This window comes from Photorhabdus machadonis, from assembly GCF_052657765.1.
Genome location: NZ_CP199761.1, coordinates 5,312,281 through 5,334,139, shown reverse-complemented (window position 1 = coordinate 5,334,139; position 21,859 = coordinate 5,312,281). Strand labels below are relative to the sequence as shown.

Sequence of the window (21,859 nt, the reverse complement as noted above, 5' to 3'; positions counted from 1 at the left end):
GGCGGACTCCCCTAAAACAAGGCCAATTAATAATTAAAGAAATCGGAGTGGTTAGCTCATTAATATTGGGTACAAAACAACGATTCCCTCAGGACAAGGAAGGATCAATTGTCATGTTTATGGCGATTTTTGATGTCATCGCTCACCCATGATCTTCAGATGAGATCCAGATCATGGCCTGCGATCATAGCGCAAAAGACGATATAGATCTTCATTCTTTTACACAGTTTAAGCGCTTTTTATCCACAGGTTAAAATTGCCTGTGAAATAAAGGGCTGTAAAAGGTGCTTTAATGTGGTTATGGCATATATCAAACAAAGATCGAGGATAAACCGAGATTTAAGACAAAACCGGGCCTATGATCATAATAGAAAACGAAGATCAGCGGGTGATCATTGCGCTTTGCGCAGCAGTCCGTATAATATTGCACCCTGCGTGCAATGCCAGAGTTTTTTGCCGGTAGTAGCTGGTGAAGGTTCCGGTATAAGCATGGGCAGGTTGTTGGTAAACATTCAACTCAGTAGAAAAGCCGGCCGGCTTGTGTCATGTCAATTGACTCATAGCTGTACATTTTATTACAATCCCGCTTCTTTATATTGATGTTGCGATTGAGGCATCGGTGTCTACTTCTCACTGATTGCCAACGCGTTTACTGAATCAGTAATAATTTTAAGTTAGGTAGAAATCGCTATGAAACGCACTTTCCAACCGTCCGTACTGAAGCGTAACCGTTCTCACGGCTTCCGCACTCGTATGGCCACCAAAAATGGTCGTCAGGTTCTGGCTCGCCGTCGTGCAAAAGGCCGTGCTCGTCTGACCGTTTCTAAGTAATAAAGCTAACCATCTAGTGGTTACGCTCGCTTTTCCGAGGGAGTTACGCTTGTTAACTCCCAAGCATTTCACATATGTTTTCCAGCAACCCCAACGGGCAAGTTCACCAGAGATTACTATCCTTGGTCGCCTTAATGAGCTGGGGCATCCCCGCATCGGTCTTACTATAGCCAAAAAAAATGTTAAACGTGCTCATGAGCGTAACCGGATTAAGCGGTTGGCCCGTGAAAGTTTTCGTTTGAACCAACATAATTTGCCTCCTATGGATTTTGTGGTATTGGTTAAGAAAGGGGTTGCGGAGCTTGATAACCGTGAGTTAACGGAAGCTTTGGGTAAATTATGGCGTCGTCACTGTCGCTTGGCTCGCGCCTCCTGATTGCATTAATCCGGGGATACCAGTTAGTGATAAGTCCACTGCTGGGACCTCGTTGTCGTTTCAATCCTACGTGCTCTCAATATGGAATTGAGGCGCTACGTAGGTTTGGGATGATAAAAGGCGGTTGGTTAACGGTGAAACGCATATTAAAATGCCACCCTTTACACGAAGGTGGTGATGATCCTGTCCCACCTGAAAAAAACAACGATAACAGAGAACACTAACGATGGATTCGCAACGTAATCTTCTTCTCATCGCTTTGCTGTTCGTTTCTTTCTTGGTCTGGCAAGCATGGGAAGCAGATAAAAATCCGCAACCAACTACAGTACAGGCCACGCAACAAACGGATATGCCTAGCAGTGAGAATCAGGCAGTGCCAGACAGTGAAAAAGGTAAACTGATCACGGTTAAAACTGATGTGCTCTCTTTGACCATCAATACTCGTGGCGGTGATATTGAAGAGGCTGACCTGTTAGCCCATCCTGATACCCTGGGTTCAATCAACCCATTCAAATTACTGGAAACCACATCTGCTTTCACTTATCAGGCGCAAAGTGGATTGACGGGTAAAGATGGCCCGGATAACCCGACAAATAGTGAGCGTCCGCTGTATACCGCAGCACAGGATAGCTATGTATTGACTGATGGGCAGGATGAATTACGTATCCCAATGAATTTCGTCGCTAAAGATGGCGTTGTTTATGTTAAAACATTTGTTTTGAAACGTGGTGCATACGCGATTAATGTCGATTACCGCATTCATAACACGACAGAAAACCCGTTGCAGATGACTTTTTTTGGTCAACTGAAACAGAGTGTTGAACTGCCAAAACATCGTGATACCGGTAGCAATAACTTTGCATTGCATACTTACCGTGGTGCGGCTTACTCTTCCGACGAAACTAAATATAAAAAATACAGCTTTAGCGATATTGAAAGTGAACCGTTATCCGTTACCACCAAAGGTGGTTGGATTGCAATGTTACAGCAATATTTTGCTACGGCATGGGTTCCCGCAGCTAATGAAACCAGCACTTTCTATACTGCCGCGTTAGGTAAAGAGATGGCTGCGATTGGTTATAAGAGCGCGCCAATCTCTGTTGCGGCTAATAGTGAAAAAACGATCTCTTCTACGCTGTGGATTGGCCCGGAAATTCAAGATGAAATGGCCGCTGTAGCACCTCATCTGGATCTGTCTGTGGACTATGGCTGGTTGTGGTTTATTTCTCAGCCGTTATTTAAGCTATTGAAATTCTTGCATGGTTTCATCGGTAACTGGGGCTTCTCCATTATCGTTATTACCTTTATCGTGCGTGGTATCATGTACCCGCTGACTAAAGCGCAATACACTTCAATGGCGAAAATGCGTCTGTTGCAGCCTAAATTAGCGGCTATGCGTGAGCGTATTGGTGATGATAAACAGCGCATGAGTCAGGAAATGATGGCGTTGTATAAAGCAGAGAAAGTGAACCCATTGGGTGGTTGTTTGCCTCTGCTGATCCAAATGCCAATCTTCCTTGCGCTGTATTACATGCTGATGGGTTCTGTTGAATTGCGTCATGCGCCATTCGCTGGCTGGATCAATGACTTGTCTGCACAAGATCCTTATTACATCCTGCCATTGCTGATGGGTGTGACGATGTTCGTCATCCAGAAAATGTCTCCGACGACAATCACTGACCCGATGCAGCAGAAGATTATGACCTACATGCCTGTCATGTTTACTATATTCTTCCTGTGGTTCCCGTCAGGTCTGGTTCTGTACTATATCGTCAGTAACCTGGTGACCATTATTCAGCAGCAACTGATTTATCGTGGACTGGAAAAACGCGGTCTGCATAGCCGCGAGAAAAAGCCGGCGAAATAAAATATAGCTTTAGTCAGAACGCGTTCTGGCGGTTATAACAGAAAAGGCGGTCATTGGCCGCCTTAACTATTTGAGCTAAAAAGCAAAAGAGAGATAACCATATGAATACCACTGATACGATTGTCGCTCAGGCTACCCCACTAGGACGGGGCGGTGTTGGCATTTTGCGCGTTTCCGGCCAGAAAGCAGTACAAGTGGCTGAGGTGGTATTAGGGAAATTACCCAAACCCCGTTATGCAGATTATCTGCCATTTCGTGATGCAGATGGCAGTGTGCTTGATCAAGGGATTGCTCTTTATTTCCCTGGTCCTAATTCCTTTACCGGGGAAGATGTACTGGAGCTTCAAGGACATGGCGGGCCGGTTATTCTCGATTTACTGCTGAAACGTATTCTGACTTTGGCTGGTGTGCGAATTGCTAATCCTGGTGAATTTTCTGAACGTGCTTTTCTTAATGACAAACTGGATTTGGCTCAGGCGGAGGCCATTGCTGACCTGATTGATGCCAGTTCGGAACAGGCTGCCCGTTCAGCGATGAATTCCTTACAGGGTGCCTTTTCTGCTCAGGTTCATCAGATGGTGGAAGCACTTACTCACCTGCGAATCTATGTGGAAGCCGCTATTGATTTTCCAGATGAAGAGATCGACTTTCTTTCTGATGGGAAAATCGAAGCTAATCTGGATAAAGTGATGGCTGAACTTGAGCGTGTCCGTTCTCAGGCTCGTCAGGGTAGCCTTTTGCGTGAGGGGATGAAAGTGGTTATCGCTGGTCGCCCTAATGCAGGGAAATCCAGTTTGCTTAATGCACTGGCAGGCCGTGAAGCGGCGATAGTGACAAATATTGCAGGTACAACCCGCGATGTGCTGCGTGAACATATTCATATTGATGGTATGCCGTTACATATCATTGATACTGCGGGGTTGCGTGAAGCCAGTGACGAAGTGGAACGTATCGGTATTGAGCGGGCATGGCAGGAGATTGAACAGGCTGATCGTGTACTGTTTATGGTAGACAGTACGACAACCGATGCGGTTGAACCGGTGGAAATCTGGCCTGAATTTATGGTTCGTTTGCCGGAATCCCTTCCTATCACCGTCGTTCGTAATAAAACGGATGTGACTGATGAGGAGACGATGATGACTCAAGTAAGTGGTTACTCACTAATTCGTCTTTCTGCTCGTAGTGGTGAAGGCGTAGATTTACTGCGCGATCATCTGAAAGAAACGATGGGTTTCAACAGCAATACGGAAGGTGGTTTTCTGGCTCGCCGTCGCCATTTACAGGCATTAAATACTGCGGCAGAGCATCTACAGCAAGGTCATGAACAGCTGGTAGTTGCCCGTTCAGGTGAATTGCTGGCGGAAGAGCTACGTTTGGCACAACAGGCACTGAGTGAAATTACCGGTGAGTTTACTTCCGATGATCTGCTAGGCAGGATTTTTTCGAGTTTTTGTATTGGGAAGTGAAATAGGGCGGGGAGTAGTCACCTTTAACTGGTTATAGCAGGTAAAATCAGTTTAACGGTTTCAGCGTGTAAAATTTGGTTGACCGGTTATAGCGTGTAACAATGAGGTTAATTGCTCAAAAAGAGGAGTGGTAATGCTGATGAAGCCCGTAAATAGTTATCCCCCAAAGAATATCATTCTGGGGGATAAGGAAATATCAACGCCCCAATGCTTTGTTTATTAACCCAGTGGCAATATTACAACCATTGGGTTGTGATATTTCTGAATGGGCACAATCTACCAGCTCTATGGTTACTTTCTCGGAATATTTTATCTTGTCGATAAAGTATTTTTCATCGTTGGAAAAAAACAACGATGTCGATTTTATTGATTTCACATCCAGGTAATCGCGGATACGTGAACCAAAGATGCAAATAAAATGCTGAACGGATAAATCTCTGTCATTAGAAAGTCGCCATGCTACTGTCGCGCCGATACTGAATCCAACCAGTATCACCGGAGTGTTGATGTATGTAAGGGTATCCCTTACTTTACATGTGTATTCATCTATTGATGAAACGTTATGAAAATATTTGTACATCGCATCTTTATTCTTTGGGATTTTATTTTCTCTTTCGTAAGGGGAAATGAGTGACACTTCACCCCCTAAACGTTTTGCAATTAATTTCACATGATTTGAAATTCCATGAATATCCGTTAAAAATATAAATTTCATTTTATTATCATTGAGTTAGTTTTGTGTAATATTAAAATACATGAGTTATTTATATAACTAATTTGATTTTTTGTGATTTATTTAATAATAAAATGTTGTGATTGACTCCATGTTGATATATTATTTTTTGTTGTTATGAATTTAATTTAAGTGAGTTTTTATTATTTCTTCACTTTTAATTTATTATAAGTGTAAAAAATTCTAAGTTGTTAATCGTTATTACCTTAATAACACCCGGCTTATCCATTGCCTAGCTATGAGGTTATTGCTGTTCTGCTTAACTGTCAACTAATGATTTTTTTATCAATCTTACAGACTATATTTACCGGAAATCGTACTTTGAAAGCACAAATTATTATTCAGTCCGCAGCACAACGACCTGATTTAAAAGATACTGCTGATGAGATTATTTATCATAATTGGCCTTTGTTTATGCAGAATTCTCCAATGGGATATGAATATTGGGACGAATTATTTAAGCCAGACTTTAGCCATTTTCAACAATTTGCTATTTTACAGCAGGGAGAAAAACAGCGGTTAATTGGTGTTGCGAATTCAGTGCCTTTCCCTTGGGAAAGCGGTTCATTAGAACAACTGCCGGATAATGGCTGGGATGAAGTTTTACGTCTGGGTATGCTTGCCCGAGGAAAAACGGGTACGAAAATGTTGTCGGCATTATCAGTAACGGTATCTCCTGAATTTCGGGGTAAGAATTTACCGGCATTGCTTATTGGTGGTTTAAAGCAAGTGGCTGTTGAGGCTGGATTAAAAGGGTTGGTTGTTCCTGTCAGACCAACGTTGAGGAAGTGCTATCCATTGCAGGATTTTGCACAATACTGTGAATGGAAAAATGACAAAAATGAACCTTTTGATCCTTGGATTCGGGCACATTGGCGGCTGCGGATAAAAAAGCCTCTCGGATTTGTTGTACCATCGTTCCATTGAGGAGCTGACGACGATATTTTGTTGTAAAGATTAAATGGACAACTAACCTGCTGACACTGTGTCGCCGGCGTCGATAATTTTTTAATTCATCATTGTGCGCACTCATTTGAAATGCGCTCTGAAAATCCCTAGAATGCTATCAATGAGCGGTTATCATTTAAAGTCCGCCTCTATCCCACTGTTGAACAGGCTGAATTTCTGAATGCCCAGTTCGGCGCAGTGCGTTGCGTCTTTAACAAAGCGCTCCATATCAGCCGCCATATGTACCAGCGCCACGGAGTATCGTTAAATCCGAAACGCGACTTAAAGCCGTTACTGGCGAAAGCGAAAAAATCTCGCCGTTATCACTGGCTAAAAGACTATGATTCTCAAGCCTTACAGCAGTCGGTCATTAATCTGGACAGGGCGTTTCAAAATTTCTTCCAAAAACGGGCAAAATTCCCCCGCTTTAAAAGCAAGCATGGCAAACAATCCAGTTATCACCCTAACGGTAAGATACTCACAGACGCTATCCAGTTGCCAAAAATGACGCCGATTAAAGCCGTTATCCATCGGGAAATCATCGGCAAGGTATCAAGTATCACCATGACACGTAGTGCGACGGGTAAATACTATGCCGCGATTCTTTGTGATGATGGTCAGGAAGTCCCAGCAAAACCCCGCCTGATAACGGGCATCATCGGTCTGGATATGGGCTTGTCGCACTTTGTCATTAAATCCACGGGTGAAAAAATCGCGAATCCCCGCTTTTTGAACCGCAACAGCCGCAATCTGCGGCGGAAACAAAAAGCCTTATCCCGAAAGAAAAAAGGAAGCGCTAACCGGGCGAAAGCGCGGTTACAGGTAGCCAGGTGCCATGAACACGTAGCTAACGCCAGAGCCGATTTTCAGCATAAGCTTTCCCGTACACTGATTGACGAAAACCAAGCGATCATTGTGGAGACGCTGAAAACGGCAAACATGATGAAAAATCACAGACTTGCCCGTGCCATCGGGGATGCAGGCTGGCATAGTTTCATCAGCAGGCTGGAATACAAAGCGGAACAAAAAGGCGTTTATGTGGTGAAACTCGATCAGTGGTATGCGAGTTCCAGAAGGTGTCATGGTTGTGGTGGCAAGATGTCGGAAATGCCGCTGCATAAACGGCGCTGGCAATGCCCTGAATGCGCGGTAGAACATGACCGCGACATCAATGCGGCTATCAACATCCGGCAAAAAGGGATAGTTGAATTACAGGCGGCGGGACACGTCGTCTCTGCTCATGGAGGCCTGCGTAAATCCGTTGCACCAACGGTTGCGGCCTGAGAAGTGGGAAGCCTCGCCGTTTTTTACGGCGGGGAGTAGTCACTGCCATTGCTAGTGGATATACAACAACAAACAGGTTATTACATTGAGCCCAACTTATGGATGTTTCACAGTCTGAATGCTTAATCTATTAACCGCTCAGGATGAGTATAAACCGTCGCCCTGCCGGGCTTGCAAAAACCAACCAGTGTCAGATTACATTGATCAGCGACTTCCACTGCCAGTGAAGTCGCTGCTGAAACGGCAAGCAAAATTTCAACACCACAAGCGGCAGATTTTTGTACCATTTCATAGCTGGCGCGGCTGGATACCAGAATAGCGCCTTGCTGCCAGCCTGCTTTGGCTTTCATTCCCAGCATCTTGTCCAACGCAACGTGACGGCCTACATCCTCACACCCCCCCAATAACTCACCTTCTGGGCTGATCCAGCTTGCCGCATGAGTACAACCTGTCAGTACGCCAATATCCTGAACATTGGTCAATTGGGATAGAGCATAGTCAAGATAGCTTAATGAAAAGGTTTGAGTGAAAGGTAATGGGGCAATCGGGCGGAAAATGTCAGAAAGTTGTTCTGTACCGCAAATCCCGCAGCCCGTTCGTCCTGCCATATTGCGTCTGCGTTCTTTTAAACCAGCAAAACGGCGACTGGAAAGTTCTATTTGTAACTCAATTCCGCCATGACAATCGACGATAGTATCAATGCCACGAATTTCTTGTGGAGATGCGATAATACCTTCAGAAAGCGAAAACCCAACAGCGAAATATTCGAGATCTTTAGGGCTGACCATCATCACAACATGCGAGATACCGTTGTAGACTAAAGCAACTGGAATTTCTTCTGCAACCCAATCAACTTTTAGTGTGTTGAGATGATATTTCTGTTGCACATTTGTTTTTTTTGCGCCCTTAATCACATCAAATTGAAACAACTTCCCTGATTTTGTGTTATGCATATACATTAGACGAAATACCCAATGGTGTGACTACATAATAATTATGTGTAAAAAAGAGTCTATACTATTTATCAGGCAATGAATCTGATCCCTCTATGGAAAGTGATTAATAAATAGAGAACACATTCAAGAATTTTCCCGTGAGGGAATGGATGGTTGTTTAAAACAATGTGAGTGAGGAGATTCCCCATGCAAGTCAGCAGAAGGCAGTTCTTTAAGATCTGCGCTGGCGGTATGGCAGGTACGACGGTGGCAGCGTTGGGCTTTGCTCCAACGGTGGCGCTTGCACAAACACGGCACTATAAATTGCTGCGTGCGCGTGAAATCCGAAATACCTGTACGTACTGCTCTGTCGGTTGTGGGCTGCTGATGTATAGCCTTGGCGATGGCGCAAAAAATGCGAAAGAAAGTATTTTTCATATTGAAGGTGACCCGGATCATCCGGTCAACCGGGGCGCACTTTGCCCTAAAGGGGCCGGTCTGGTTGATTTTATCCACAGTGAAAGCCGCCTGAAATATCCAGAGTATCGTGCCGCCGGTTCTGACAAATGGCAACGTATCACTTGGAATGAAGCATTTGATCGCATTGCTGAGTTAATGAAAGCCGATCGTGATGCTAATTTTGTTAAAACCAACAAAGAGGGTGTCACAGTCAACCGGTGGCTGACGACGGGTATGCTATGTGCATCCGCTTCCAGTAATGAAACAGGCTATCTGACTCAAAAATTTAGTCGCGCGCTCGGCATGCTCGCGGTAGACAACCAGGCGCGTGTCTGACACGGACCAACGGTAGCAAGTCTTGCTCCAACATTTGGTCGCGGTGCGATGACCAACCACTGGGTTGATATTAAGAACGCGAATCTGATTGTCGTGATGGGGGGTAATGCAGCCGAAGCGCATCCGGTGGGATTCCGCTGGGCAATAGAAGCGAAAATCCATAATAACGCCAAGTTAATCGTGATTGATCCTCGCTTTACCCGTACAGCATCTGTAGCGGATTTCTATACGCCAATCCGTTCCGGTACCGATATTGCTTTCTTGTCAGGTGTGATTTTATACCTGCTAACCAACAATAAGATTAACCGTGAATATGTTGAGGCGTACACCAACGCCAGTCTTATCGTGCGTGAAGATTACTCGTTCGATGATGGTTTATTCAGTGGTTATGATGCAGAAAACCGCAAATACGACAAAACCAGCTGGAATTATGCACTGGATGAAAACAGTTTTGCTAAACGTGACATCACACTCAGTCATCCACGCTGTGTATGGAATCTGTTAAAAGAGCATGTTAGCCGCTATACACCTGATGTCGTCAGTGATATTTGTGGCACACCAAAAGACGATTTCCTGACAGTCTGTGAATATATTGCAGAAACTTGTGCTAGGGATAAGACCGCTTCTTTCCTGTACGCATTGGGCTGGACTCAACACTCAGTTGGTGCACAGAACATCCGTACTATGGCAATGATCCAACTGCTGCTGGGCAACATGGGTATGGCGGGTGGTGGTGTCAACGCATTGCGCGGTCACTCGAATATTCAGGGATTGACTGATTTGGGGTTATTGTCGCAGAGCTTGCCGGGATACCTGACATTGCCGTCAGAGAAACAGGCCGATCTGCAAACTTACTTACAGGCAAATACACCGAAACCCATGCTGCCAGGTCAGGTTAACTACTGGGGTAATTATCCGAAATTTTTTGTCAGCCTGATGAAGAGTTTCTATGGTGATAACGCCTGTCAGGATAACGATTGGGGCTTTGACTGGTTGCCTAAGTGGGACAAAAGTTATGACGTCCTGCAATTTTTCGAAATGATGTCGAAAGGTGAGGTGAATGGCTATATTTGCCAGGGTTTTAACCCGGTTGCATCATTCCCGGATAAAAATAAAGTGGTTGATGCATTGTCGAAATTGAAATTCCTGATCACCATTGACCCGCTTAATACTGAAACGTCAACTTTCTGGCAGAACCACGGTGAATTTAACGAAGTTGATTCATCCAAAATTCAGACAGAAGTTTTCCGCTTGCCGTGCTGCTGTTTCGCAGAAGAAAACGGTTCAATTGTTAACTCTGGCCGCTGGTTGCAATGGCACTGGAAAGGTGCCGATGCGCCGGGAGAAGCGATCGGTGACGGTGAAATCCTTTCTGGTATCTTCAAGCGTATGCGGGATATGTACCGTGCGGAAGGGGGGGTGTTACCTGAACAGGTGCTGAATATGACTTGGGATTACTTCAACCCGGATAGCCCCACTTCGGAAGAGGTGGCTCAGGAAAGTAATGGCCGGGCACTGGTTGATCTGATTGATGCTGATGGCAACGTCATGGTGAAGCAAGGCCAGCAATTGACCTCTTTTGCCCAGCTACGTGATGACGGTACTACCGCCAGTGGTTGTTGGATCTTTGCCGGAAGCTGGACACCGGAAGGTAACCAGATGGCCCGTCGTGATAATTCTGATCCGTCAGGTTTGGGTAATACGCTGGGTTGGGCTTGGGCGTGGCCGCTAAACCGTCGTATTTTGTATAACCGCGCATCGGCTGATCCGCAGGGTAAACCGTGGGATCCGAAACGTCAGTTATTGGTGTGGAGTGGGGCTAAGTGGGATGGGGCTGATATACCTGATTACAGTGTGGCTGCACCGGAAACCGATGTTGGTCCGTTTATCATGCAGCCTGAAGGTATGGGGCGTTTGTTCGCTATTGATAAGATGGCAGAAGGTCCGTTTCCTGAACACTACGAACCCTTTGAAACGCCGTTGGGTACCAATCCGCTGCATCCGAATGTGGTATCCAACCCGGCTGCCCGTGTGTTCAAAAGTGACTTTGAGGCTATGGGTAAGGCAGATAAATTCCCCTATGTGGGAACGACTTACCGTCTGACAGAACATTTTCACTACTGGACAAAACATGCATTACTGAACTCGATTATCCAGCCTGAGCAGTTCGTGGAAATCGGTGAAAAACTGGCAGAGAAGAAAGGTATCAAGCACGGTGATACTGTCAAAGTCAGTTCGAACCGTGGCTACATTAAGGCGAAAGCGGTTGTCACCAAGCGTATTCGTACCCTGAATGTACACGGACGTGAAGTGGATACTATTGGTATTCCCATTCACTGGGGTTTTGAAGGCGCGGCTAAAAAAGGTTTTATTGCTAATACGTTGACACCATTTGTTGGTGATGCGAACACACAAACACCTGAATTCAAAGCGTTCCTGGTTAATGTGGAAAAGGTGTAAGGGGAAAAATTATGTCATTGCAAACTCAAGACATCATTTGCCGCTCTGTCACCCACTCTTTTGAACGGGTACACCACTGGGCGGTGGTATTCTGTTTCCTGTTTACCGCCATCAGCGGATTGGATTGGAATTCTTTTTTCCCCTCTTTTAACTGGCTGATGAATATTTTCGGTACACCTCAGTTGTCACGGATTCTGCATCCGCGTTGGTATCGTGAAGTGGTGAAACCGGAACAACCGGAAGATAAACGCTGATCTATAATAATTAAGGCAGGTAGTCATATCCTGCCTATTGTTAATTAAGTTTAAGCAATACAGGAAATTATTGAATATTAAAATGGAAATGTTAAGTTAATTTTTTTGTTTTTACTATTAATATATAATTTTATTTTGATCTTTGCTTTAATATCTATGTGTTAATATTGAAATAAAAATGGTATCAAATATTTTGATGCCATTTATTATATGTTCGATTATTAAAAACACAATATCCATATAATGTCTTTAAGTCCGACTGGCTTAGGATTTATTTTACACTTAGTTCGATAATAGAATATAACTCATTTATATTTTTGGTGTCTTTAATAGTAAGTCCGGCTTGGTTAGCCAAATATTCGAATTCCTTTAAGAAACGTTCTTTTCCTGAAAATAGTACATCCATTAATATGTCTAAAGATATAATCATGCTGGATTGTGAATTTTTCGTGTAGTTTATCAATAAGACAGTTGCACCGTTATCCATCGCCTTTCGGCAATTTTCCAAAATTAATATCGCGTTCTTATCAGACCAATCATGGATAATATTCTTTAAAATATATAAATCATAACCTGATGGAACTAACTTTAGAAAATCTCCATTTATAAAATCTATATTTTCTGAAACAGGAATTTCAGTATATCTGTCCAATACAGCGTAGTGTTTTTCTTTTACTTTTTCTCTGATTTTTATCAAAAGATTTCCTTCTCCACCGCCAACATCTAATATTCTGTTGTATTGACTAAAATCATAAATATCAAGTAGTTTTTCAACTATTATGTCTGAGGTTTTTGACATTGCGGAGTCAAAAATTGATTTGATTAATTTATTGTTATCAAAATATTCAAAGAATGGCCTTCCATGTGCTATTTCAAATGCCGATTTGCCATCATTTTTAATTAAGGATTTTGGGTACATTGACCAGGCGTTCCAACAATCTGGGCTGAGTTCCCACTTTATAAATAATGATTCCATACTTTCAGGATCTGCAAGTGCACTGCACTCATCAGAAAGTGCAACTTTATTATTGTTACTAATCAATACGCCTATTGTAATTAAGTAATCACATAATCGACTAAGTCGTGAATTATCAATACCATATTGGCGAGAAAGTTCGTCTATATTTATATAGGCTCCATTCTTAAAGTGGACAGATAAACCGGTATCGATAAAAGCATAAATTGCGGCTGATTTTCTATATGAGGTAATAAGATCGACTAGCATTGAGTTATCCTTTATGTCTTTATATTATAAATAAATGAAGTGTTTTATCTAAAGTCCAGGAAGAGCCTTATAACTGATTGGATATTTTGATAACATACTTTCATTAAAGTGTGATTATTAACTTTGTTACTTTTTCATAGTAATATAGTGAATATTTAATTCTCCTTCCTTGCCAAGTTTTCAATTTACTTTGGTTGCACATTTCCATTGGATTATTAACTACCAGACTATATTAAATCTGATAAAATAAATGACGAAGATCACAATTAACTACTTTAAAAAAGTAGCGGGTTATGTCCCGCTATTATTTTTTATTTTAATATCCATACATTCCCGTGACATAAAATTGGCATCGGAAGTTATGATGCCAATTTATATATGCATTTCTTAGTAATGCAATATCCATATAGTTATCTTTGGATGTAATTCATAACTGCCTATAATTTATTTCACTTTTAGTTCAATAAGTGAAAATGTTTCATCTATATCTTTAGCGTCTTGAATGGTGAGTCCTGCTTGGTTAGCCAAATTTTCTATTTCAGTCAAATAACGCTCTTTCGATAAAAATAGCATATCCATTAATATACTCATAGAGTTAGCTATTGGGGATTGTGGTTTTTTCATCATGTTTATCACTGTGATAGTTGCATTATCATCCATTGCTTTTCGGCAATTGCCTAAAATTGATATTACGTCATTATCAGACCAATTATGGATGATATTCATTAAGATATATAAATCATAACCTGATGGAATTGATTTCATAAAATCTCCATTTATGAAATCTATGTCTTCTGAAATAGGAAGTTCATTATATCTGTCCAATACAGCATAATATTTTTCTTTTCCTTCCATTTTCTCATTAATGCTTTTAAGAAGATGTCCTCTTGCACCGCCAACATCTAACATTCTGTTATATTTATTAAAATCATAAACATCAAGCAAGTTTTTAATTAATGTATTAGAATTTTTTTTCATGAGAGCATCGAAATCTGCTCTGAAAGGTTTATTATTGCCAAGATGTTCAAAGAGTGTCTTTCCATGTACCATTTCAAATGCTGATTTACCATTATTTTCAAGTAAAGATTTTGAATACATTACCCAAGAGCTCCAATGCTCTTGGTTAGTTTCATATTTTATCATTAATGACTCTAGACTTTCAGGGTCGGTAAGTGCACTGCATTCATCAGAAAGTGTTATTCCGTGATTGTTGTTAACCAATACGCCTATTTCAATTAAGTAATCACATAATTGAAATAGGCGAGAATTGTCAATGCCCGATTTATGGGAAAGCTCGTCTATATCGATGCAGGCCCCATCTTTAAAGTGAACAGATAATCCTGTATCAACAAAAGCGTAAATTGCGGCTGTTTTTCTATGCGATGTAATCAGGTCGATTAGCATTAAGTTATCCTTTATGTGATTATTTTATAAATAAGGTATTTTATCTAAGGTCCAGGAAATATCATTATGACTAATTAGATATCTTTGGAGCATTTTTTAACCAAAATGTAATTATTAACTTTGCTATTTTTTCCTTATTAGATAATGAGGTTTTAATTCGGTTTGCTTCTAAATTGGTTAACTCAGTTTGATTTATCATGGTTAATTTATCCAATATCAAGATAGCATAATATTTGCGATGCCAGAATTACATGAACAGAGCAGTAAATCAACAATGTATTATTAAAGTATTGTATCCATCACCTTAATTACTCATTTTTAGGAGTGAGTTATTAACTAAAGATTATATTAAATAGAATAAAAATAAATGACGAAGATCACAATTAACTATTTTTGTTTTTTCAATCAAATGGCAGGAAATAACATAGTGGGATATTTTTTTTTAAATTAATTTATGGGAAAAATGAATAATTATAAAACCTGAAAAATTATAGGTGTTTTTTGAATATATTGGTTGCTATTGAGTACACAACTTCCTATATCATTACCTAAATTTTTACCGTAATTTCCTAATTCTCTCTGTGGCTCAGAGCCCGCTTTTGATCTATGCTGAGTGTTAAAAACAGGCTTAAGATTATTATTAGCCTAAAAGCCGTAAAGCAGATAACAGGAAGATAGAGCTTAATGAGTATTCGCATCGTTCCTAAAGAACAATTGAGCAAAGATCGTACCAATGAAAAAACAGCAGATTATATCCCGCCACTGCTTTTTGCTAATCTGAAAAATCTCTATCAGCGCCGGGCTGAACGTCTACAACAACTGGCAGAAGATAACCCATTTGCTGACTATCTTAACTTTGCAGCAGAAGTTGCCCGGGCCCAGCAAAAAGCGCTACATGATAATCCTCTGAAAATGGAAGTGACGGATATTCTGGAAAAATCTGCTGCTGAAGGTAAACCACCTCTGGATTGCAAAACATTTCCACGCACTAAGCATTGGCAAAAACTGTTTCACTCTTTGATAGCAGAATTACTGCCGGATGCACCAGAACATGTCAGTGTCGCACTGGATAATCTGGAAAAAGTGTCGGAGCAGGAGCTGGAACAGATGGCTGATGCTTTGTTGAAAAATGAATTCAGTAAAGTCAGTTCTGAAAAATCACTCTTTATCTGGGCCGCACTTTCCCTGTATTGGGCACAAATGGCAAATCAAATTCCAGGAAAGGCGAAAGCAGAATATGGTGAGCATCGTCAGTTTTGCCCGGTTTGCAGCAGTATCCCCGTCGCCAGTGTCGTTCAGATTGGCACAACCAACGGGCTGCGTTACCTGCATTGCAGCTTGTGTGAAAGTGAATGGCATATGGTACGGGTGAAATGCAGTAACTGTGAACAGACCCGTGATCTGAATTATTGGTCATTAAAGAGTGAGCAAGCTGCGGTGAAAGCGGAAAGTTGCGGTGATTGTGGTAGTTATTTGAAAATCCTCTATCAGGAAAAGGATCCAAAAGTTGAGGCTATTGCTGATGATCTGGCCTCACTGATCCTTGATGCCAAAATGGAAGAGGAAGGTTTTGCCCGCAGTAGCATCAACCCGTTTTTGTTCCCAAATGAGTAAGTGTTAATTGACGGAATTACCATGACACAAAACCCGTGCCCGCTGTACAGCCAGATCCCTGCTATTGATCGCCTGCTGCATGAGCCACAGATAGCACCGTTTGTGGAACAATATGGACAAACGTTAATCACTGCGACATTAAGAAGCATGCAGGAGCAGGTCAGAATAAATATCAAGCAGTATCAGGAATTGCCTGATTGGTGTGATAACTGGGCTGTGGCACTTGGTCAGCGACTGGAGCGGAAGCAAGCTTTGGCTTTGAAGCCGGTGTTTAATCTTAGTGGTACTGTGCTTCATACCAATCTTGGCCGGGCATTACTGGCAGAACCGGCTATTGAAGCGGTAACACAAGTGATGCGTTCACCGGTAACGTTAGAATATTCCCTCAATGGTGCTGGGCGTGGGCATCGTGATCGCGCTTTGGCGAATTTACTGTGTGAATTAACGGGTGCGGAAGATGCCTGTATCGTTAATAACAATGCAGCGGCGGTGTTGTTATTGTTGGCAACAGTGGCGTCAGGTAAGCAAATTATCGTTTCCCGTGGTGAGCTGGTGGAAATCGGTGGCGCATTCCGTATTCCTGATGTGATGGTTCAGGCAGGGTGCCAATTGGTTGAAGTCGGTACGACTAACCGTACTCACCTAAGAGATTATCAGCAGGCTATCAATCAAGAGACTGCCCTTCTGATGAAGGTGCATACCAGTAATTACAGCATCGAAGGTTTTACTGCGGAAGTGTCTGGTGGTGAATTGGCTGCTTTGGGGGTGAAAGCTCAAATTCCTACGGCAATTGATCTGGGCAGTGGTGCCATGATTAATATGGCGCAATATGGGTTGCCGACTGAACCTATGCCTCAGGACTATCTGGATCAAGGCATTGATTTGGTGACTTTCTCTGGTGATAAATTACTGGGGGGACCACAGGCTGGAATTATTCTGGGTAAAAAACAGTGGATAGAAGCTATCCAGCGTCATCCACTGAAACGTGCTTTGCGGGCAGATAAAATGACTTTAGCTGCTCTGGAAGCGACTTTACGGTTGTATCAGCGGCCTGAACAACTCTGCCAGCAGTTACCAACGTTGCGTTTGTTAACCCGCCAACAGCAAGAAATGCACGATATGGCACAACAGCTATTGCCTGAGATTCAGGCATATTATGGTGACCGGTTTATTGTTCGTAGTGAGCCATGTTATTCACAAATTGGCAGTGGTTCGCTGCCGGTTGATCGTCTGCCTAGCTGGGCTTTAACTTTCGCTGCCGCTGATGGTCAAGGGAGCACACTGGAACAGCTGGCCCGTTGTTGGCGTGGATTGGTGAAACCCGTTATTGGCCGTATCTCTGGAGGGCGCTTGTGGCTCGATTTACGTTGTCTTGAAGATGGAAAGGCATTGTTGCAGGCACTATTACTATAATCTTCTGGAACTACCATAATTTTCTGAAACTACTATGATTTTTGCCACAGCAGGTCATGTTGACCATGGTAAAACCACGCTGATTCAAGCTATTACCGGCGTTAATACGGCACATTTGCCGGAAGAGAAAAAACGGGGTATGACCATCGATCTCGGTTATGCCTATTGGCCGCAGTCGGATGGATCTTCGATTGGTTTTGTAGATGTGCCCGGACATGAGAAATTCCTCGCCAATATGTTGGCAGGGGTCGGTGGTATCGATCATGTTTTGTTAGTGGTCGCCTGTGATGATGGGGTAATGGCTCAAACGAGAGAACATTTAGTTATTCTGCGCTTGATTGGCTGCCCGGCGGTGACAGTTGCGCTCACTAAAGCAGATCGGGTGGAATCGCAACGGATAATTGATGTTCGCCAACAGATTGAATATGAGCTGGTAACTCAAGGTTGGATTGGTTCCCCTCTGTTTGTCACGGTTGCCACTGAAGAAGAAAGTATTGTCCCTCTGAGGCAGCATCTGTTGCAGTTACATCAGCAAAATAAGCAGCATGAAAAATTACATCAGCGTTTTCGTTTGGCGATCGATCGCGCTTTCAGTGTAAAAGGCGCGGGTCTGGTGGTGACGGGAACGGCATTGGCCGGCCAGGTTAGTGTAGGAGATATCCTCTGGCTGACCGGCAGTGATAAACAAATCAGAGTGCGTGGCCTGCACGCCCAGAATCAACAGACAAGTATGGCTCAGGCTGGGCAGCGTATTGCACTGAATATTATCGGTGATGTGAGTAAAGAACAGGTTTCCCGCAGTGACTGGCTACTTTCCAAAAAACCTTTTAAAAATGTGGAGAAGGTCCTGGTGGAAGTGGAAACTGATGAACCTTTGCGAAATTGGCAATCTCTTCATATTCATCATGCTGCCAGCCATATAACGGGTCGGATTTCATTACTGAATCAGCTTTCTGATACGCCTCGGTTAGCTGAGTTGGTGCTTGATAGTCCATTATGGTTGGTTGAGAATGACCGGCTGATATTGCGCGATATCAGTGCCAGAAAAACACTTGCTGGGGCACGGGTGATAAACCTCAATTCTCCCCGCCGTGGTAAGCGCCAGCCAGAATTTTTGCATTGGCTCACCCGGCTTGCCAAAGCATCGGACCATGCGACTAACTTAGCGCTTCATTTGCTACGAGGTGCACTTTCTCTTAGTCATTTTTCTTGGGCACGCCAGTTAACGGAAACGGATCTCCATCAATTACTGGCTGATATGGATGTGATTATTGCCGATGGTATGGTGTTATCACAGAGCCATGCCAGATTGGCAGAAAAGAAATTGTTACAGGTTTTGGCTGAATACCATCAGCAACATGCCGATCAACTGGGTTTAGGAAGGGCGCGCCTGAAACGGATGGCGTTGCCAACGCTGAATGAAGCGCTGGTTTATATTCTGATAAATCTTTTGCTCAGGGATGGGCAATTAAAACAGTCACATGGTTGGTTATATCTTCCTGAGCATGGTTTGGCTTTCAGTGATGAGCAGGCAAAACTGTGGCAACGAGTAGCCCCCTATTTTGCAGATGATCCTTGGTGGGTACGTGACTTAGCTTCTGATTTAAAGGAAGAAGAGGCGACAATTCGCAGTTTGTTGAAAAAATCAGCTCAATTGGGACACATTACCGCCATTGTTCCGGATCGCTATTATTGTAGCCAACGAATTCAGCAATTCGCGGAACTTATCCGCAAGTTTAATCAAAATCATGGTGCGATTACTGCTGCCGATTTTCGTGATGAATTAGGTATTGGTCGTAAATTGGCTATTCAGATCTTGGAATTCTTTGATCACAGTGGTTTTACCCGTCGTCAGGCTGAATCACATATTCTTAGGGATAATGGACTATTTTGATAATTTTTTGTTTAAAATGTGGGTGATTTCAGTGAAATTACAGTTTTGTTTCTGTTGATTTAAACAGCCTGTGTTATTTTTGTTAACTGTTATCGGCGTAAGCCTTCTATTAACGGGATTTAATACGGTATGAAAAGAAAGATAATATCGGGTGTTTATCTGGGATTATTGTTTATTGCAACTTTAATACTGGTTTTTGAAAAAAGTGAAGATATTTATCCGGGGCTGATAGCTGTCGGTGTGTTTGGTGTGATATTTGGTCTGGTGTTTTTTGTGTCAGTCCGGTTACTGTTTTCTGCCGCCTTTACCGGAACACTGTTTATTATCTTTAAATTCCTTAATCAGATAAAGGTTCATTACTACAAAGAACAGTTGATGTTCTCTGACCTTAACCTGATGTTTGATCCTTCTAATCAGGAAACATTGCGACACTATTGGCTGGCTGGCCTAGGAATTGTCGCTATGTTTATCTGGTTGATGTTTAATATGACTCTGAGCTGGAAAAAATCATCACCTTTACGTGGTCTTAAATGGCGTACTACCAGCCTGGTGCTGGTTGCGTTCTGTACATGGGACGTGAGCATTACGGCCAACGCGTTTAGAGATCAATGGGAATCTTCACTGCCAAAAGGGCGTGGTACAGTGACCAATATGGTGATGTCAGCTAAAGATGCCAAACATCGTGTGCCTCAGTTTGGGCAATCATCTGATTATTTCCTGCAACAGGCTAAGAATGTCACGTTGCCTGTGTCGCAGTCAGAAATCAAACCCGATGTGGTGGTGTTATTGCAGGAGTCTACGGTTACTCCGCATATCTATCAGCTGCCTGATGATGCCCATCTGCCGGATCTTTATATGTTCCAGCGGGATTCCGGGGTCAGCGCACAAAGTCCAATGCGGGTACAAACTTTCGGTGGGGGTACTTGGTTATCTGAATTCTCTGCTCTGACGGGTTTGAATACCGATGATTTCGGCTCACGCAAGAATGCTGTTTTTTATTTTATCGTTGATCACCTGAAATATAGCCTGTTCCGCGAGATGAAACAGAATGGCTATTACACTGTTGTTCTGACACCATTTAATAAATCCTCCTATCATTCTGGTCATGCTTATCAGACATTGGGTGTTGACCGTATTATCCAGCCGCAGGAGCTAGGGTATCCCGCCAGTCCTGATGAAAATCTGTGGACCATCTCTACACAAGAGATGTTGAGTTATGTGAAAGAAATTCTGGCACAAGAAACCGATAAGCCGTTGTTTATTTTCTCACTGACTATGTATGAACATGGCCCATATGATGAAGATCATTCAGATGATTACGGACTTTCCGGGCATGTAAAAAATTCACAAGCTGTTGGTAAGTTCAGTCACTATATGGAGAAAATCAAGGCTTCTGACCCGGCAATCAAAGATTTCAGTGAGTTTGTTGCTAAACGGGAAAAGCCGACCATTTTTCTCTACTTTGGTGATCATCAACCCAACATCGAACTAGGTCAGTACAATAGCGTATTTTCAAATCCGGGTTATATCACTCAGTTCACTATGCGGGATAACCTAAAACAGGGAGACCCTGTTCAGACTGATGAACTGACAGATATTTCATTCCTTGGTGGAATGATTATGGAGAGAGCTAAACTGGAAGCTTCACCTTTTTACCGGGCGAATATGACGATGCGCCACCTTTGCCGGGGGGCGCTGGACGATTGTCAGGATAAAGCGCTGGTGGATAGTTACAAACACTATATTTATCAGCAATTGGAAGTGGCAAGTAAAAAGTAAGCCGTAAAATAATAAGTGAGCGGGTGCCATATAAATATGGCGCTTGCTGCACTTCAGATGCAGGTAAACACTCTTCAATTTTCTGCTACTGCTTTGCAATTTCACTCTCAATCATTTATTGCGACAGAATATGGTAGGGAAAATCATTTTTCTTATCGGGCTGTTAGCATATCCAGTCAATAAAATCATTTTATCTAATTGATAATAAAGAGTATTTATCATATTCGGTGTGAATTAGTATTGATCAATAGATTTAGAATCAGCGTTCTGCTCATTAAGGTTTGTGTCAGATTTGTCAGGGGTGAGTAGCTGCTGATAAAGTGGCAAGCCTCATCTGATCTGTGTGGGAGTAGCCACATTGATATCACATAATTATATGGGCCGACTTTTATTGAACCTAATTGATGTTAAAGTATAAATATTTTTTATGAATAGGGTTCGGAAATTGAAGATGACTAAACCCGTATCAGATACCATTCCGGGCTATTTCTATGATTATGGTCAGGCAGTTGATGGTGCAATAGGTCTATCTTCTGAACGATGGATTTTGCAATAAGCGGTTGTATTTTGGCTGGATAAGC

At 42.6% G+C, this 21,859-nt stretch carries 16 protein-coding genes and 2 pseudogenes; 13 read left to right on the top strand and 5 right to left on the bottom strand.

The window, feature by feature from the left end:
* Nucleotides 1–690: 690 nt before the first annotated feature.
* From rpmH to mnmE, 5 genes are all read left to right on the top strand, one after another.
* Nucleotides 691–831, top strand: a complete 141-nt coding sequence (gene rpmH / locus ACUN2T_RS25730) for a 50S ribosomal protein L34 (protein ID WP_036845347.1) — start codon at nt 691–693, stop codon at nt 829–831.
* 16 nt (nt 832–847) lie between these two features.
* A complete protein-coding gene (gene rnpA / locus ACUN2T_RS25725; protein ID WP_071789434.1) occupies nt 848–1,207 on the top strand; it encodes a ribonuclease P protein component in 360 nt (119 codons plus the stop codon).
* On the top strand, nt 1,171–1,431 hold the full coding sequence (gene yidD, locus ACUN2T_RS25720; RefSeq protein ID WP_132353405.1) for a membrane protein insertion efficiency factor YidD: 261 nt from the start codon (nt 1,171–1,173) through the stop codon (nt 1,429–1,431). Before rnpA ends, yidD begins: the two co-directional genes overlap by 37 nt.
* A 2-nt stretch (nt 1,432–1,433) precedes the next feature.
* Nucleotides 1,434–3,074: a membrane protein insertase YidC gene (gene yidC / locus ACUN2T_RS25715; RefSeq protein ID WP_445495666.1), complete on the top strand. Its 1,641-nt coding sequence runs from the start codon at nt 1,434–1,436 to the stop codon at nt 3,072–3,074.
* A 101-nt stretch (nt 3,075–3,175) separates the two neighbouring features.
* On the top strand, nt 3,176–4,540 hold the full coding sequence (gene mnmE / locus ACUN2T_RS25710) for a tRNA uridine-5-carboxymethylaminomethyl(34) synthesis GTPase MnmE (protein ID WP_445495665.1): 1,365 nt from the start codon (nt 3,176–3,178) through the stop codon (nt 4,538–4,540).
* A 196-nt stretch (nt 4,541–4,736) separates the two neighbouring features.
* Here the strand turns inward: mnmE and ACUN2T_RS25705 are convergent, their stop codons facing one another.
* Nucleotides 4,737–5,255: a hypothetical protein gene (locus ACUN2T_RS25705; RefSeq protein ID WP_445495664.1), complete on the bottom strand. Its 519-nt coding sequence runs from the start codon at nt 5,253–5,255 to the stop codon at nt 4,737–4,739.
* 339 nt (nt 5,256–5,594) lie between these two features.
* Between ACUN2T_RS25705 and ACUN2T_RS25700 the strand changes: the two genes are divergently transcribed.
* Entirely contained in the window at nt 5,595–6,200 is a 606-nt protein-coding gene (locus ACUN2T_RS25700) for a transferase (protein WP_445498000.1), read from the top strand.
* Here ACUN2T_RS25700 and ACUN2T_RS25695 read toward each other — a convergent pair.
* Nucleotides 6,151–6,306 (bottom strand): annotated as a pseudogene (locus ACUN2T_RS25695) (transposase); the annotation flags it as partial. The gene ACUN2T_RS25700 and the pseudogene ACUN2T_RS25695 sit on opposite strands and share 50 nt — an antisense overlap.
* Before the next feature lie 32 nt (nt 6,307–6,338).
* Between ACUN2T_RS25695 and ACUN2T_RS25690 the strand changes: the two are divergent.
* On the top strand, nt 6,339–7,505 hold the full coding sequence (locus tag ACUN2T_RS25690) for an RNA-guided endonuclease TnpB family protein (protein ID WP_445497985.1): 1,167 nt from the start codon (nt 6,339–6,341) through the stop codon (nt 7,503–7,505).
* 122 nt (nt 7,506–7,627) lie between these two features.
* Here the strand turns inward: ACUN2T_RS25690 and fdhD are convergent, their stop codons facing one another.
* The gene (gene fdhD, locus ACUN2T_RS25685) at nt 7,628–8,458 is read right to left on the bottom strand and encodes a formate dehydrogenase accessory sulfurtransferase FdhD (RefSeq protein ID WP_445497983.1); all 831 of its coding nucleotides are present in this window, start codon (nt 8,456–8,458) and stop codon (nt 7,628–7,630) included.
* A 189-nt stretch (nt 8,459–8,647) separates the two neighbouring features.
* Between fdhD and fdnG the strand changes: the two genes are divergently transcribed.
* Complete coding sequence (fdnG, locus tag ACUN2T_RS25680; protein WP_445495663.1) at nt 8,648–11,695, top strand: formate dehydrogenase-N subunit alpha; 3,048 nt, start codon at nt 8,648–8,650, stop codon at nt 11,693–11,695.
* A gap of 11 nt (nt 11,696–11,706) precedes the next feature.
* Nucleotides 11,707–11,898 (top strand): annotated as a pseudogene (locus ACUN2T_RS25675) (hypothetical protein); the annotation flags it as partial.
* A gap of 322 nt (nt 11,899–12,220) precedes the next feature.
* Here the strand turns inward: ACUN2T_RS25675 and ACUN2T_RS25670 are convergent.
* Both ACUN2T_RS25670 and ACUN2T_RS25665 read right to left on the bottom strand, forming a co-directional pair.
* The gene (locus ACUN2T_RS25670; RefSeq protein ID WP_445495662.1) at nt 12,221–13,174 is read right to left on the bottom strand and encodes a methyltransferase; all 954 of its coding nucleotides are present in this window, start codon (nt 13,172–13,174) and stop codon (nt 12,221–12,223) included.
* A gap of 444 nt (nt 13,175–13,618) precedes the next feature.
* The gene (locus tag ACUN2T_RS25665) at nt 13,619–14,578 is read right to left on the bottom strand and encodes a methyltransferase (RefSeq protein ID WP_445495661.1); all 960 of its coding nucleotides are present in this window, start codon (nt 14,576–14,578) and stop codon (nt 13,619–13,621) included.
* Between the two features lie 684 nt (nt 14,579–15,262).
* Here ACUN2T_RS25665 and fdhE point away from each other — a divergent pair.
* The 4 genes from fdhE (at nt 15,263) to ACUN2T_RS25645 (ending at nt 21,278) form a co-directional block, all read left to right on the top strand.
* Nucleotides 15,263–16,192: a formate dehydrogenase accessory protein FdhE gene (gene fdhE / locus ACUN2T_RS25660; RefSeq protein ID WP_445495660.1), complete on the top strand. Its 930-nt coding sequence runs from the start codon at nt 15,263–15,265 to the stop codon at nt 16,190–16,192.
* 21 nt (nt 16,193–16,213) lie between these two features.
* Nucleotides 16,214–17,605, top strand: a complete 1,392-nt coding sequence (gene selA / locus ACUN2T_RS25655; RefSeq protein ID WP_445495658.1) for an L-seryl-tRNA(Sec) selenium transferase — start codon at nt 16,214–16,216, stop codon at nt 17,603–17,605.
* Nucleotides 17,606–17,639: 34 nt separating this feature from the next.
* A complete protein-coding gene (selB, locus tag ACUN2T_RS25650; protein WP_445495657.1) occupies nt 17,640–19,499 on the top strand; it encodes a selenocysteine-specific translation elongation factor in 1,860 nt (619 codons plus the stop codon).
* A 129-nt stretch (nt 19,500–19,628) separates the two neighbouring features.
* Nucleotides 19,629–21,278 (top strand): LTA synthase family protein, encoded by a 1,650-nt coding sequence (locus ACUN2T_RS25645; RefSeq protein WP_445495656.1) that lies wholly within the window; start codon nt 19,629–19,631, stop codon nt 21,276–21,278.
* The last annotated feature ends 581 nt before the right edge of the window (nt 21,279–21,859 follow it).